The following is a 15,211-nucleotide window of genomic DNA, read 5'->3' on the forward strand; positions in this document are numbered from 1 at the left end:
GGCGCCGCGCTCGCGGAAGCCATGCGTCCGCATGCTCCCGAAAAACCTCACCTTGGCGTCCCGCAAGCGCTCACCCACGCCTCCCGAAAAAGCTCACCCAATGCTCCTGGAGACCCTCACCAAGGGCTCCCGAATGTCCTCACCGACGCCTCCCGCAGGCCCTCACCAACGCGTCCCGGAAAGGCTCACCGGCGCCTCCCGCAGGTGCTCACCGGCCGCTCCCGGGAAGGCTCACCGAACGCTCCCGTATCGGCTCACCACACGTTCCCGAAGAAGCTCACTCGCGGCTCCCGAAAAATCTCACCTTTGTCGCGATTTCGAATTTGCGACGCCGGATTGCGGTGGCAAATGCGTGCGAGCACCTTGTGTGAAACGGTCGCGCGGAACGGATATCGGAGCGCGTGACAGGCGTTTCCCGGCGCCATGAGCGGGTCGATATCTCAATGGCGAACAGGTTCGATGCGCTTAAAGTGTTTCGCGCAGGAAGCGGACTCAAATAATCTGCATTCCTGACGGTACACGTCCGCGATACGCCGGGTATCGGGACCATCGACTTCAATGCGATAGCCCCTCGCTTCGGGCACCCGACAGTCGCTACGGCTGCAACTTCATCCTGAAGCCCACGACACCGGGCTCCTCCGTCGTCGACACCGCAAAACCGCACGACTTCGCGAGCGAGATCATCGCCGAATTCTCGCGCAGTGCTTCGCCGATCATCCATGCGGTTCCGCGCGATCGCGCATAGTCGATGATGCGGGCCATCATCAGCCGGCCAAGCCCCTTGCCTTTCTGATCGGGCCGCACCGCGATCGCGAACTCGGCCGTCTCGTTGTCGGGATCGGCAACCGCGCGCGCCACCGCGAGCGTATGGTCGCGCCCGGACACATCGGTGTACGACACGATGAAGGCCATCTCGCGGTCGTAGTCGATCTGTGTCATGCGCGCCACCTGCGAATGCTCGAAGCTGCGCACCGCGCCGAAGAAACGCATCCGCAGATCCTCCGGCGTCATCGCGCCAAGCAGTTCGTTGTGCGCGGCCTCGTCTTCCGGACGGATCGGACGGATCGTCACCGTCTCGCCGCGCCACTCGAGCGTTTGTTCAAGGTGGCGCGGATACGGCATGATCGCCAGCCGGCTGCGCCCTGCAGCTACCGTGATGCGCGGCGCGATCACCAGCGCGCGGTCGGACAGCACGCGCAGCGTGACGGACATCGCAACGACTTCGCGCACGTCGCAGACGACCTGCGACAGCGCCGTCAGTGCGTCGAGCGTCGGCTCGACAGGTGTGCTGCGCGCATACGGCGAGCGCTCCATCACCGCGCGCGCGAGCACGGTGTTCAGCGGCGGCAGGCCGTAGACAACGAACGGCGCGGATACGCCGTCCGCAGGCGGCACGGCATAACGAAACACCGGACCGAAGTTCGAATCGTCGTACATCTCGACCGTGACATCGACGACTTTCTCACCCGCCTGCGCGTCAGCCTGCTCGCCCTGCAGACCGAAATGGGCCAGCCAGCGCAGCGCGGCTTCGCCAGCCAGTTCGTGCTGGCCGGCTTCGACCATCCGGCGCGCGTCGGCCTGCGCGGATGCAACGCAGTCGGCCGGCTGCAGCGGCGTGCCCTCGGGCGTCTGCATCAGCAGTTGCCGCCCGAGGTTGTAGTCGACGAGACGCGCATACGCGCGCGCGAGCCGCTGCGGCGTCGTGTGCACGGGAATGCCGTTCGCGTGCAGCGCATCGCGCGTCGCCGCATCGACCGCGCCGAAGAAACACGCGAGGATGCCGCGGTGCGCGAACTGCCGCGATTCGATCAGCGTGCGCGCAACCGAATCGGCCGGCGCGCTGTGGGAAGTCGAATGGACGACGAACAGCGTGCCCGTTTGCGGAAACGGCGCGAGCGCCTTGATCGCCGCGGCAAAGTGCTCGGGGCGCGCATCGTCGCCCAGCGTCAGTGGATTGCCAGGCGCCGCGAGATGCGGCAGCGCGGCCGACACGGCCGACGTGGCTGCCGGCGACCAGCCGGTCAGCACGTCGCGCACCTCGGCGACCGCATCGACCGCGAGTTTCGCGACGCCCGCATCGCTCGTCACGAGCGTCGCCGCGCCGCGCGCCGTGACGCGGCCGACGCCGAGCGTCTCGATCTCGTCAAGCAGATCGTCGAGCGCATCGACGCGCACCATCCCCGCGCGCTGGAACGCCGCCGTATAGAGCGCATCGCCGGGATCGGCGCGCCCGGTGCGCAACGCGAGCACCGGCTTGTTGCGTGCGGCCGCGCGCGCGGCCGACATGAACTTGCGCGCGGCACGCACGGTATCGAGTTCGAGCAGGATCGCGCGCGTGCCGGGATCGCTCGCCAGATAGTCGAGCACGTCGCCCGCATCGACGTCGGATTCGCCGCCGAGCGCGACGACATGCGAAAAACCGAGACCACGCGCATCGGCCCAGCCGAGCACCGCGTTCGTCAGCGCATTCGATTGCGACACCCACGCGACGCCGCCCGATCGCGCCGTATAGGCCGGTGCGCCGAAATGCGCATGCCGTGCGGGCGACAGCACGCCGAGGCTGCCCGGCCCGACGATACGGAGCACGAACGGCTTCGCCGCCTTGAGCGTGCGATCGAGCGCGACGCGATCGGCATCCGTGCGCGCCTCGCCGACGATCACCGCGACGCGCGTGCCGAGCTCGCCGAGCTTGCGCACGATGCCGGCCCAGGTCGCGGGCGGCGTGCAGATCAAGGCAATCGACGGCGACGCCGGCAGCCTGTCGACATCGGCGACGACCGCATGCCCGTTCAGCTCGCGATACTTCGGGTTGACGGGCCACACAGGCCCCTGGAACGCGCCGTCGAGCACGCGCGACCACACCATCGCGCCGATACTGCCCGCGCGCGATGACGCGCCGACGACCGCAACGGACTTGGGCTGGAACAACGCATCGAGATGGCGAACGGTCACATCGGCTCCCTGCGGTAACGAAAGACGATCCGATCGGCTTGCGGCCGGACAGGCCCCGCGCCGATCGACGCGAACCCCAAGCATAGGCGAAGCGCATGCGGCTGCCTATATGCCGTACGGCCGACTATCCGACGCGCGTCAACGCTCGCACCATGGACCTGCAACACAAGCGCGGCCCGGCATCGCCGCACGCCGGCCGCGCACATTTGCGCGGCGCGCACGGCGCAAGCAATGCAGCGCGACGCTGCGGCCGCTTCCTCAAAGGTGAGGATTTACAGGAGCCATGGTGAGTATTTTCGGGAATTGCACGACGCAACGCGCAAACGCGCGAAAGGTGATGAGATTTCGCGGCATACATGCACCACGGAAATCGCGAATACCAATGCGCATGCGCTGCGCAATTGCACGGTTGTTTACCGGAATTCGCCGCTATAGACAGTTGAATCGCGGCGAATTCGCAAAACGTGATCCGTTAATCGCGCGACATTTCACGTCGATTCGTCAGCGGGAATCGCACGGCGACTGCGCAAAAACAAAACGGTGCGACGGCCGCATGGCCGTTCGCACCGTCGGTCGGCGCACGAAAGGTGAGGATTTTCGGGAGTCAGTCCTTGATCAGGAAACGCGCGCGGTTCTTGCCGAGCCATGTCGGCGACCGCCCCCGGCCACTCCAGGTTTCGCCCGTCTTCGGGTTCAGGTATTTCGGCGGCAGCGTACGCTTCGGCTTCGCGGCAGCTGCGGCGGCGCTACCTGCCGGACGAAAACCGAGCTCTTCAGGCGTAATGTCGTATTCCTCGATTTTCGCGCGGATATCGGCAATCGCATCGGAAATCGCTTTTTCGCGTTCCTTGTCGATCTTTTGCTGAAGCCGTTCGAGCTGCGCGCTCAGTTGCCTGTAGGTCGCCATATGGATGGGACTCCGTGAGTGTTATTCGTGAAAAATAGGTGACTCTAAGCAAACAGAAAAGCACTTCGCCCGATCGAGGTCTCCTCGGCCGGTCATTTCAGGATCAATAACCGTTTTTCTTCTTGCATGCGAAGAGAAGATTTCGCGTGGCGTCATCACTCGATTGCTGAAGCACTTCGAAATCCCCGTTGCAGATGGCTCGGGCATTGTCCGTGCAATTGCTCCAGTCGCTGCCGGTGCATTGCACCTGCGTCGTCGGACGCCCGTCCGAAGTGAACAGCGGCGCCGAGCCGCCGCACCCGCCGAGCCCCGCAACCAGAGCCAACACTACGGCCGCCCGAGGCCGCCGACAGACCGACGCAAGCATGTGATTCATTGTTGTTCCCGTCAACCTTTTTTTGAATGTCGCGAGTATGCCATGCGCGGCCCGCCAGCCGTCAGTTCGGCGTGCGCTCCGGTTGCCCGCGCGCCTTGTACGGCAGGCTCCGGCGCGGATCGTCGGTGATGCGAACGAACACCTGCTCGACGTCCGGAAGCGCCTCGAGTTCGCGCTGCAGCGCCTGGCGATCGAACGCCGGATCCGCGCATCCTTCGACGTAAATAAAACGCCGCTGCACGGTGATCCACAGGCTCGTGCCGCGCAGGCGATCGGAGCCGGCGAAGTGTGCCTTCGCGGTGTCGGCGATCGGCGCGTCATACATATACGAGTTCGGCTTCGTGCAGCGGTGGGCGAGCCAGCAGGTGGTGCCGCGTTCGGCACGGTAATGCGCGTCGTCCGTCATCTCGGCCCGGGTCATCCACGGGCCGAGCGGCAACGGGCATTCGGCCAGGTCCTGCGACAGCGCGAAAAACGGATCGTTGTACCAGTTGCGCCGCGCCTCGGGCGCATCGGCGTCACCCGACTGCGCGAGCGCGGAGGTCGCCAGCAACATGGTCAGCCACCCTGCGATGCCGATCCGCTTCATCGTGATCTCCTGTTCGATGCACTACGCCTGGCCGCATCGGCATCGCCGATCGGCCTACCGGTCGATTCCCAGTGCCGCCAGCTTCTTGTACAGCGTCGCGCGGCCGATCCCGATGCGCGCGGCCGCTTCCACGACCTTTCCGTCACAGGCCGCCAGCGCATCGGTCAGGAATTGGCGCTCCCACGCCGCCAATGCATCGGCATACGAAGCTGCCGGTGCACCGGCAACACCGGCAGCACCGGCCGCATCCCCCGCGCGCCGCTCGGCCGGCGAGGTGGCAACCCGCTGCGCCGGCAACGCGCCGTCCGTCGAGACGCGCACGGGCCCGAGGAACGGCGCGAGCGCACGCGCATCGATCACCGAACGGTCCGACAGCATCAGCGCGCGTTCGAGCGTGTTGCGCAACTCGCGCACGTTGCCGGGCCACGGATACGCGCACAGCATCCGCAGCGCATCGTCGGTCAGCTCGCAGTGCGCAGCGCGCCCGTGCTGGGCGGCCAGTTCCTCGAGCGTCGCGTAGACGAGCGCCGCGATGTCGGACGCCCGGTCGCGCAACGGCGGCGCGTGGATCGTCAGCACGTTCAGCCGGTAATAGAGATCCGCGCGAAAACGCCCGGCCTCCACGAGCGCCGGCAGGTCGGCCGACGTCGCGGCGATGATCCGGACGTCCGCGCGCACGATCCGGTTCGAGCCGACCGGCTCGAACTCCTTGTCCTGCAGCACGCGCAGCAGCTTGCCCTGCAACGGCAGCGGCATGTCACCGATCTCGTCGAGAAACAGCGTGCCGCGATCGGCCAGCTCGAACTTGCCGATGCGCCCCTTGCGGTCGGCGCCCGTGTATGCGCCGGGTGCCGCGCCGAAGAATTCGGTTTCGAGCAGCGTGTCGGGAATCGCGGCGACGTTGACGGTCACGAGCGGCTGGAGCGCCCGCGCCGACGCCGCGTGGATCGCATGCGCGAGCAGTTCCTTGCCGGTACCCGTCTCGCCGAGCAGCAGCACCGGCGAATCGACCTGCGCGGCCCGCCGCGCCTGACGCTTGGTTTCGAGGCTCGCGGCGCTCGTGCCGACGAAGCTCGCGAACGTGTATTTCGCACGTCGTGCCTGCGCGAGCGAACGCTGCGTCGCGATCAGTTGCTGCTGAAGCTGTGCGTAGCGGGAAAAGATCGGCGTGAGCGTCTTCAACTGGTCGAACAGCGCGAAGCCGATCGCGCCGACCGTCTCGCCGGCCTCGTTCTTCAGCGGCAGGCGCGTGACGACGAGCGGTTCGCGGCCCGTCTCCATGATGTCGAGCAGGATCGGCTGCCCGGTCGACACGACCTCGCGCATCAGGCTGTTCGGGATCACGGCTTCGCAGTCGAGGCCGACGGCCTGCTGCGGATCGGCGAAACCGAAGCGCGCCGCGTATCGCTCGTTCATCCACACGACACGCGCGTCGCGATCGACGACCACCGTGCCCGCGCTCGAATCCTCGAAGGTCCGGAACAGCGACTCGGCGGCACGCCGCAGCACGTCGCCGTAGTTGACGGGCAGGCGGACCCAGTCGTTCATCATCGTGTCGTCGTCTCCGTGTACGCTGCACCGGATGTCTCCGGATCGAGACGGATTATCTCACTCCGGAGACACGCCGCAATGCGTTGCCCGGGAAAGCCCTGTGCGATTTCACGGGCTGGCCGGACGGCCATCTCGTCTCCAGATCGAGACGTTTTATGTAGAATCGTCAGACCTAGGCCGGCGCGGGCCCGCCAGCCTCCGGCGGACCCATGTCCGGCGGCGCAATCCGGCCGATGGCACGAAACATGCACGAACCTGAGCCGGTCCGCGGCGCATCGCGCGATCGAACAACAACCAAAGCCATTAGGAGACTCCCTTGTCCTTCGTGATCGTCCTCGCCGCGCTGGCGTTCCTGATGTTCGCCGCGTATCGCGGCTACAGCGTGATCCTGTTCGCGCCGATCGCCGCACTCGGTGCGGTGCTCCTCACCGAACCCGCCGCCGTCGCACCGGTCTTCTCCGGCATCTTCATGGACAAGATGGTCGGCTTCGTCAAACTGTATTTCCCCGTATTCATGCTCGGCGCAGTGTTCGGCAAGGTCATCGAACTGTCCGGGTTCTCGGAGTCGATCGTCCATGCGGCGATCCGCTACATCGGCCGCTCGCGCGCGAATGCGGTGATCGTCGCGGTGTGCGCGCTGCTCACCTATGGCGGCGTCTCGCTGTTCGTCGTGGTGTTCGCGGTCTATCCGTTCGCGGCCGAACTCTATCGCCAGAGCAACATCCCGAAGCGGCTGATGCCCGGCGCGATCGCGCTCGGCGCGTTCTCGTTCACGATGGATTCGCTGCCCGGCACGCCGCAGATCCAGAACATCATCCCGACCACGTTCTTCAAGACGACCGCGTGGGCCGCGCCCGCGCTCGGCACGATCGGCTCGCTGTTCATCATCGTCGTCGGCCTCACGTATCTCGAATGGCGCCGCCGCTCGGCGATGGCGAAGGGCGAAGGCTACGGCACGGCGCTCGTCAACGAGCCGGAACGCGTCGAGGCGACGTCGCTGCCGCACCCGGCGCTCGCGATCCTGCCGCTGATCCTCGTCGGCGTGTCGAACTTCCTGTTCACGAAGCTGATCCCGCAGTGGTACGGCACCGCGTCGTACACGGTCGCGCCGGACGTGCTGCCGGGCGTGCACACGCCGGTGACGACGTCGATCAAGACGGTCGTCGCGATCTGGTCGGTCGAGGCCGCGCTGCTGCTCGGTATCGTGCTGGTCGTCCTGACCGCGTTCCGGCGCGTCGGCGACCGCTTCGCGGCCGGCTCGAAAGCCGCCGTCGCCGGCGCGCTGCTCGCCTCGATGAACACCGCGTCGGAATACGGCTTCGGCGGCGTGATCGCCGCGCTGCCGGGCTTCCTCGTCGTCGGCGACGCACTGAAGAGCATCCCGAACCCGCTCGTCAACGCGGCCGTGTCGGTCAGCTCGCTCGCCGGCATCACGGGCTCGGCGTCGGGCGGCATGAGCATCGCGCTCGCCGCGATGTCGGACCTGTTCATCAAGGGCGCGCAGGCAGCCAACATTCCGATGGACGTGCTGCACCGGGTCGTCGCGATGGCGAGCGGCGGCATGGACACGCTGCCGCACAACGGCGCGGTCATCACGCTGCTCGCGGTCACGGGCCTCACGCACCGCGAGTCGTATCGCGACATCTTCGCGGTCACCGTCATCAAGACGCTCGCGGTGTTCTTCGTGATCGCCGTGTACTACACGACGGGGCTCGTGTAAGCCGCTGCATGAGGCGGCGTTCGGTACGCCGCCTCGCCGCCTGCCGCATCGCCGCGGCAGGCCGCTTCAAGCCTAACCTGCGTTTCACGATCGGACCGCATGCGAACCGGAAAGGATTCCGGAACTCGCATCCGGTCCGATTTCAATTCCCCGCTCACCGGCCCCGGTCGAATCCACGCCGCCGCGCCCTTGCCAGACGCCCGGGTCACCGCGCCACCATCCGGCACCGCCCGCCACCGCCTACGCATTGTTGCCCGCAACAAAACACTGCGTTGGGCGCGTTCGCATTTTTCGCGCGCCCGCCCCGGCCTACACTGGTTTCGACGTCGCCCGGCCCTTCGACAAACGAAGCGCCGCGATTCACCGGAATCCTGGAGGTCCCGATCATGAAGCGCCTGATTCACACCGTTGCCATTGCCCTGGCCGTATCGGCCCCGCTCGCCGCGCAAGCGCAGTCGAACCAGCCGCTGACGCGCGCGCAGGTCCGCGCCGAAGTGAAGGCGCTCAAGCAGGCCGGCTTCCAGTCGAGCGACTGGTTCTATCCGGCCAGCATCGTTTCCGCCGAAGCGAAGATTGCCCGTCAGCACGACGCCGGCTATGGCAGCAATCGCGGCGCGTCGTCGGAGTCGGGCCAGTAATCCGACGTCCGGCCCGCTCGACGGTGCCTACGTGCGTCGTTATGCCTTCACGGGCTGGATCAGCTTCGCGCACGCCGCTGCCTGCGGATCGCCCGCGGGCAGCTTCCCGCATACGCCGTCGAACTGCTTCACGACCGACCGGACCGACGCATCGTGCGCGCCGCCGCTGCGCCAGTGATTCAACTGCGTGACGACCTTGGTCAACGCGCGCAGGTTCGCGCCGTAGAACGCATCGCGGGTCTTGTCGGCCTGGGCGAGCACACTCGCGGCAATCCCTTCGATGCGCGCCGAATCGTCCGGCGCCAGTTGAACTGCATTCGCAAAATAGGTCGCCCCCCAGCGCAGCTTCGTCGCCGGCCCGCTCGCCGACTCGTATGCCTTGCGGTACCAGTCGAGTGCCGCGGCCTTGTCGCCGCGCGCCTTCGCATTTGCCGCCAGCCCGGACATGAAGTAATACGGCGTGGACGAACGCGGCAATTCGGCCTTCAGCAACGCATCCGACTCGTCGTACAGCCCCGCATCGGTCAGCGTGTCCGCGCCTTCGCTGACGAGCGCCTGCCGCTCGTACGCATTCGCGGCGCCCTGCACCGACGCGGCGATCTGCTTGCGCACCGTGTCGGCCAGCGCCGGCGCAGCAAGCGGCCTACCATTGCCCGCGTCGCCGCGCGCGAGCAGCACGCGGCCATGCAGCGCCATCAGCCGGTCGATCGACGACAGCGTGGTGTCGGTCGACAGGCGCGCGAGCGCCGTGTCGTAGGCGCCGCGCAACTTCGCGCGCTGTGCGTCGTCGCCGCCGAGATACGCGACCACGCGTGCGGGTGCCGCGACCAGCACATCCGAATCGGCCCGCGACAACGCGGGATCGTGCAGCACCGTGCGCAGCGAATCGGCGAGCGCCGCCTTGTCGAGCGTGCCGGCCTGCGCCGGATCGTCCGACGCGGCGACAACCGCCGACTTCAGCGCGAACCGCGCCGAATCGGCCTTCGCGCCGGCCGCCCGCGCGCGTTGCGCGAGCGACTGCAGCGTCTCGGCGACGCGATCGGCCGCCACCGGCAGCGCGCCGTCGGTGTCCCACGAGTAGTCGGCAAGCAGACGCCATTCGTCCGGTGTCAGCGACGCACCGTTCTTCAGCGCGTTCGCGAGCGTCTGCCGCACCGGATGCGCGGCCGTCATCCCGAGCGACAGCGCCTGCATGTAGCGATCGAGATCGGCTTCGCCCGGCAGCCGCGTCACTTCGGTGCCGTCGGGGCGGAACAGGATCATCGTCGGATAGCCGTGCACCTTGAAACGCTCGCCGAGCTTCTGCGCGCTTTCGGTATCGCCGTCGAGATACACAGGCACGAAGAACGACGAACGGGTCTTGAAGGCCTGCTGGCTGAAGATCGTCGACTTCACCTGGTTGCACGACGGGCACCATACCGCGCCCCAGTAGAGCAGCAGCGGCTTGCCGGTGCGCTTCGCGAGCGCGAACGCGGCATCGACGTCGCCGTGCTGCCATGCGATGCCGGGCGGCAGATGCGCACCGTCGGGCGATGCGCTCGACACCGCGGTGCCCGCGGGCGCGGCGGCGGCAAACGCCGCACCCGCGGCGGCGAACAGGCAGGCGGCAGTCAGATTCCGGAGAGCGGTTTTCATCGAAGCGGTTCCGTTGAAAGAGACGGTTGCGGGAAGGTGCGGCGCGCGAAACGATGGACATCAAGCGAGGGCCGGGAAGCGATGACGATGAAACGCGCCGACGTGCGGTGCGCCGCACGCATCGATACGGACAAACGAATACCGGCCGAAGCGACCGGCAAATCATTCAACGATACGATTGACGCAGCCAGCAGGAAACGAACGAATTCTCGAATGGATATGACGCGCGGCACCGTGGCCGCGCGTTCACGCGCGTTCCTTGATCCGCGCCATGTGATACACGGACGCATGCACGCCATCGCGCAGCGCGTAGCCCGGCGCTTCGCCTTCGATCCGGAAACCGTGCTTTTCATAGAGCGCGATCGCCGCGCGGTTGTCGGTGAACACGGTCAACTCGAGACGCGTGACGTTCAGCCAGTTTTCCGCGAGATCGATCGCAGCCGCGAGCAAGCGGCTGCCGATGCCGCGCCCGTGATGGGCCGCATCGACCATCATGCCGAGCCCCGCCGCATGGCGCCGGCGCGAATTCGGCTCGGCTTCCAGGCCAAGATGGCCGACCACCGTGCCGTCGATTTCGGCGACGAGGCTCGCACCGCGCTCGTGCGCGTTTTCGAGCCGCTTCCGCCATTTCTCGAGCGATGGAAACGGATACTGCAGCGTGTTCATGTACACCGCGGGATGCGCGGCGATCTGCCGGATCGCGTCGACGTCGTGCGTCTCGCTGTGCCGGATCTTGATGTCGGTCATGGGTGGGCCGGTTCCGAAAAGTCGCGCCGATAGCGCGGACTGCGCGCACGCGCAGCAACGTTTCGAGCTTAGCCGATTTCACGCATTTGAAACATGGTCGTCACGCCGTCCGGCGATGCCGTTGCATCCGCAACGACACGCAAGCGCGCGTGCCGATGCCGGCACCTACACGGTCACGCTGAAGTTCGCGAACACGGGCCGCGCCGCCGTGTTTCACGTCCATGACAAGCTGCATCTCGACCGCCTGCCGCAGCGCTGCATCGTCGAGCCGGGCAAGACGCTGCACGGCGACTGGGCCGCGCGCCAACAATGGCGGTAAATGTGACCTGTGGTGCTCGGCCCGAACAGCCTTCACCGCCGCTTCACCGGCGACCTGAGCCGCCTGGCCGGCGCACACGTGCCTCATCCGGAAGTTCGCGTCGGCTATGCGGGCGCGAGCGGCAACCTCCACCTGCGGCTGCGCAACGACGGCGGCGGCACGGTGCGCTTCACGGTGAAATCGAACCACGTTGACGGGCCGCTGTCCGGCCGTGGCAAACCCGACGATCGCGGTCATGGCCCGCGGCATCGAAGACGGCAACAGTCAGGGTCACTATCACGGCAACGGCAACAGCAACGGCACTGGCACCACGTGGACCGTCACGGTGCGCGCCGGCGACCCGTCCGAGCTGCACTGGAAGCTCGGCTCGACCGAGCCACTGGTACGACTTCGTGGTCACCGCGGACAGCGACGCGAGCTTCTCGCGCCCATGGCCGGCCGCGTCGAAACGGGCCGCCACCCGGTCGGCGACCCGGCGATGGGGCTTGCCGACCGCGTCTGTCGCCGCCCGCGCCGGCGCGGCCGCGAACGCCGGTCAGGCGCCGGCCGCGGCTGCGGCCGATCGGGCTGAAACGCCCGCCCAGCGCGGGTCAAACATCAGAAGGATCGGTGGTGTAACCCTCATTTCACCCCCACGAAAATGCTCCGTATTGCCGCTCGTTCGCGTTAAACTGCGTCAAGCTGTATTCAACAAAGACATCTTTGCCACTGCGGCATCCACGATACGAGGATAGGTTCGATGCGCACTACCGGCTCATCCGGGGCAATGACCCTGCTCACCGAACACGACCCGGCCGACGGCCGCGAATTGCGCTCGCTCCGGCTCGAAGCCACCGGCGACGGCAAAAGCGTGCTGCTGATCGAGATCGACGAACGCAAACCCGGCATCCACCGCGAGGTCCGCTACGAGATCACGCCGGCCGAACTCATCGCGGCGATCCGTTCGCACGGCGCGGAACTGCCCGGCGAAAACCACGGCGCCGCATCGCTGGCCCGCACCACTTCCTGAATTCAAACGGTGAGCCGCGCACAGCGCGCCGGCTCACCGAGATCCCCCTGCCGCCGTCAGGCGCTTTCCGTCATTCCCGCCGCTGTCTTGAAAATGGCCGATAATCGGCCCATCTGCGTTTCCTGCTCACGCATTCCCTTTTTGGCCAGCCGTCATGCTCCGTGACCTCGTCGCCCAGTACGGGCCGCTTCTCGTCTTCGCCAACGTGCTCGCGGCGGCCATCGGCCTGCCGGTGCCCGCGATGCCGACGCTCGTGCTGTTCGGCGCGATGTCCGCGATGCATCCGGCGATGATCGGCTCGCAGCTCGTGACGGTGGTGGCGTTGTCGGTGCTCGGCGCGCTGATCGGCGACACCGTCTGGTACGTCGCCGGACGGCGTTACGGCGGTACGACGCTGAAGACGATCTGCCGGCTGTCGCTGTCACGCGATACCTGCGTGAGAAAGACCGAACGCTTCTTCGGGCGCTACGGCGTACGCGTGCTCGCGGTCGCGCGCTTCATTCCGGGGCTGTCGCTCGTATCGGTGCCGATGGCCGGCGCGCTCGGCACGCGCTATCGCACGTTCGCCGGCTACGATGCGCTCGGCGCCGCGCTGTGGACGATCGTCGGACTGGTGGCCGGCCTCGTGTTCTATCGGCAGATCGACTGGCTGTTCGCCGGTGCGAGCCACCTCGGCCGCGCGGTGCTGCTGGTCATCGTCGCGCTGCTGGCGATCTATGCGGCCGTGCGCTGGATGCGCCGCCGCGCGCTGATCCGTCAGCTCGCCAACGCGCGGATCGGCGTCGACGAACTCGAACTGCTGCTGAGCGACACCGCCGCGCCGGTGGTGCTCGACGTGCGCTCGCCCGAGCACCGCAAGCTCGACCCGTTCACGATTCCCGGCGCGCAATTCGCCGACGAGCGGCAGATCGGCGACATCGTCGCGCGCTATCCGCTCACGCAGAAGTTCGTCGTGTTCTGCTCGTGCCCGAACGAAGTCACGGCCGCGCTGATGGCGAAGCGCCTGCTCGACGCAGGCTTCACCGATGCGCTCGCGCTGCGCGGCGGCCTCGACGCCTGGCGCGATACGGGCCGCCAGATGACGTCGATCGTGGAAGAGATGCCCGCCGCGAACGATCCGGTCGCGGGGTTGCACCGGCCGGCCTGATCGCACCGATCGCAGGCCGGCCGCGCAATGCGGGGGACCGCGCGTCCCCCTTCGATCAGAACGCGTGCAGCGGCAGGTTCACGACCAGACGGTACTCGCGGTTCGTCGCGTCCGAGTAGTGTGCCGAACCGTTGTGCCACATCGCGATGAACGTGACCTTCGTGTCCTTCAGCTTGCCGCTCTGGAACGTGTACGACGGGATGAAGCCGAACTCGTGGTGACGGCCCTGCACCGGCGCGCCGTTGCTCCAGTAGATGCTCGACTTGGTCGGGTCGTTCGCCGCGCCCGCGCTGCCGTCCGCACCCCAGCCCGTCACGCCCCAGACCATCGCCTTGAAGCCCGGCAGGCCCGCTTCCTTGCCGTAGAACGTGTAACGCAGCTGCAGAGACTTTTCGTGCGGCGCGTTGTAGTCGACGTCCATCGAGTTGGTCAGGAAGATGCCGTTCGTTTCGTTCAGGTAATCGAAGAACTGGTCGCCGAGCACCTGCTGGAAGCCGAGCAGCAGCTCGTGCGGGCCGTGCTGCGCGGCCACCGACAGGCTGTATGCGTTGTTGTCGATCTTGCCCTGCAGCGCATCGCCCGTGTCGTGCGTCGAGTAGACGTTGCCGAAGCCCGTCCACTTGATCGTCTGCGGGCTGCCGATGCTGTGCTTCACCGACGCGTAGTACTGGTGCCACACGTCGTCGGCCTGGTTCGCGTACAGCGCGACTTCGCCGTTCGGCGAGTAGTCCCACGTGCCGCCGACATACGACAGGCGATTGATGCGCGTGCCGCCGTATTGCGTCGTCAGGTTGGTCAGCGTCGTATGACCGCGCGCGTCGGTCTTCGTGAAGCTGCCGGCCTCGAGCATCACGTTCTTGAATTCATTGCTGACGATCGTCGCGCCGAGGAACGTCGGCGGCAGCGCACGGTTGTCGTGCTGCTCCATGAACGGGTTGTCGACGGCCTGCAGACCGTACTTGACCACCGTGTTCGAGATGCGCGCCTTGATGTCGTAGATGCCCGGGTAGGCCCACGCGAGCTGGTTGCCGCCGCCGCCACCCTTCGCGATGTGCACCATGCTGCCGGCGCCCTGGCCGCCGTCGAGCTTCAGCGCCGCGTACAGCGATGCGTCGAAACCGATACCGATCAGGCCCGTCGTGTAGCCCGACTCGAAGTTCGCCATCGCGCCCTGCACCCATGCGTGGCGATGCGGCCCGCCCTTGCTGTCGAGCACGTCCGAATAGTTGCGGAACAGGAAGTCGAGATGGCTGTCGGCAATGAAGCCCTTCGACTTCGACTGGGCCGACGGTTCATCGGGCGGCGTGACGGCCTGGGTCGCTTCCGCGTTGATGATGGCGTTCGGGGTCGATGCCTGCGCAACGGTCATGCCGGTGCCCGCGGCCGGTGCGGCCTGCGCGACCTGCAGCGGCGCGGGGGCCGCGTCGTCGGCGTGCGCGACGCCCGTCAGCGAGACACCGGCCAGCGCCGGCAGTCCCCATGCAAGCAGCATCTTCGATGCCGTCCCGATCGTCTTCTGTTTTTTCATCGTATTTCTCGTCTTGTGTTGATATCGTCCACGCCGGTCGCGATCCGCTCCCGGCCCCCCGGCGTGCCCGGCTAAGGACGCGCCTGTACCCGC

12 protein-coding genes and 1 pseudogene are annotated in these 15,211 nt (G+C 66.9%); 5 read left to right on the top strand and 8 right to left on the bottom strand.

Annotated elements, in window-relative coordinates; translation table 11 throughout:
* Positions 1 to 594: 594 nt before the first annotated feature.
* The 5 genes from VL15_RS13430 to VL15_RS13445 form a co-directional block, all read right to left on the bottom strand.
* The gene (locus tag VL15_RS13430) at positions 595 to 2,952 is read right to left on the bottom strand and encodes a GNAT family N-acetyltransferase (RefSeq protein ID WP_048246089.1); all 2,358 of its coding nucleotides are present in this window, start codon (positions 2,950 to 2,952) and stop codon (positions 595 to 597) included.
* 604 nt (positions 2,953 to 3,556) lie between these two features.
* Positions 3,557 to 3,859, bottom strand: coding sequence for an H-NS family nucleoid-associated regulatory protein (locus VL15_RS13435; RefSeq protein ID WP_048246090.1), 303 nt, complete (start codon positions 3,857 to 3,859; stop codon positions 3,557 to 3,559).
* A 103-nt stretch (positions 3,860 to 3,962) separates the two neighbouring features.
* Positions 3,963 to 4,235 carry a hypothetical protein gene (locus VL15_RS39985; RefSeq protein WP_080970815.1) on the bottom strand — a complete coding sequence of 91 codons (273 nt, stop codon included), beginning with the start codon at positions 4,233 to 4,235 and terminating at the stop codon, positions 3,963 to 3,965.
* A gap of 61 nt (positions 4,236 to 4,296) precedes the next feature.
* Positions 4,297 to 4,824: a BON domain-containing protein gene (locus VL15_RS13440; protein WP_048246092.1), complete on the bottom strand. Its 528-nt coding sequence runs from the start codon at positions 4,822 to 4,824 to the stop codon at positions 4,297 to 4,299.
* Between the two features lie 54 nt (positions 4,825 to 4,878).
* Positions 4,879 to 6,375: a sigma-54 interaction domain-containing protein gene (locus VL15_RS13445; RefSeq protein ID WP_048246098.1), complete on the bottom strand. Its 1,497-nt coding sequence runs from the start codon at positions 6,373 to 6,375 to the stop codon at positions 4,879 to 4,881.
* A 316-nt stretch (positions 6,376 to 6,691) separates the two neighbouring features.
* Here VL15_RS13445 and VL15_RS13450 point away from each other — a divergent pair, with 316 nt between their 5' ends.
* Both VL15_RS13450 and VL15_RS13455 read left to right on the top strand, forming a co-directional pair.
* Entirely contained in the window at positions 6,692 to 8,095 is a 1,404-nt protein-coding gene (locus VL15_RS13450; RefSeq protein ID WP_048246099.1) for a GntP family permease, read from the top strand.
* Positions 8,096 to 8,481: 386 nt separating this feature from the next.
* The gene (locus VL15_RS13455) at positions 8,482 to 8,733 is read left to right on the top strand and encodes a DUF4148 domain-containing protein (protein WP_048246100.1); all 252 of its coding nucleotides are present in this window, start codon (positions 8,482 to 8,484) and stop codon (positions 8,731 to 8,733) included.
* Positions 8,734 to 8,772: 39 nt separating this feature from the next.
* On the opposite strand, the gene VL15_RS13460 is transcribed toward VL15_RS13455, so the two are convergent.
* Together VL15_RS13460 and VL15_RS13465 are read right to left on the bottom strand one after the other, a co-directional pair.
* Positions 8,773 to 10,368 (bottom strand): thioredoxin family protein, encoded by a 1,596-nt coding sequence (locus tag VL15_RS13460; protein WP_048246101.1) that lies wholly within the window; start codon positions 10,366 to 10,368, stop codon positions 8,773 to 8,775.
* 246 nt (positions 10,369 to 10,614) lie between these two features.
* On the bottom strand, positions 10,615 to 11,115 hold the full coding sequence (locus VL15_RS13465) for a GNAT family N-acetyltransferase (protein ID WP_048246102.1): 501 nt from the start codon (positions 11,113 to 11,115) through the stop codon (positions 10,615 to 10,617).
* Between the two features lie 106 nt (positions 11,116 to 11,221).
* Here VL15_RS13465 and VL15_RS41940 point away from each other — a divergent pair.
* From VL15_RS41940 to VL15_RS13485, 3 genes and pseudogenes are all read left to right on the top strand, one after another.
* Positions 11,222 to 11,930: pseudogene (locus VL15_RS41940) on the top strand (phospholipase domain-containing protein); the annotation flags it as partial.
* Positions 11,931 to 12,173: 243 nt separating this feature from the next.
* The gene (locus tag VL15_RS13480) at positions 12,174 to 12,443 is read left to right on the top strand and encodes a hypothetical protein (protein ID WP_048246105.1); all 270 of its coding nucleotides are present in this window, start codon (positions 12,174 to 12,176) and stop codon (positions 12,441 to 12,443) included.
* A gap of 154 nt (positions 12,444 to 12,597) precedes the next feature.
* A complete protein-coding gene (locus VL15_RS13485) occupies positions 12,598 to 13,590 on the top strand; it encodes a DedA family protein/thiosulfate sulfurtransferase GlpE (protein ID WP_048246106.1) in 993 nt (330 codons plus the stop codon).
* Positions 13,591 to 13,645: 55 nt separating this feature from the next.
* Here the strand turns inward: VL15_RS13485 and VL15_RS13490 are convergent, their stop codons facing one another.
* Positions 13,646 to 15,118 (bottom strand): OprD family porin, encoded by a 1,473-nt coding sequence (locus VL15_RS13490; protein WP_048246107.1) that lies wholly within the window; start codon positions 15,116 to 15,118, stop codon positions 13,646 to 13,648.
* Positions 15,119 to 15,211: the final 93 nt, after the last annotated feature.

Origin of the sequence: Burkholderia cepacia (assembly GCF_001039005.1) — a bacterium.
Classification (GTDB): domain Bacteria; phylum Pseudomonadota; class Gammaproteobacteria; order Burkholderiales; family Burkholderiaceae; genus Burkholderia; species Burkholderia theae.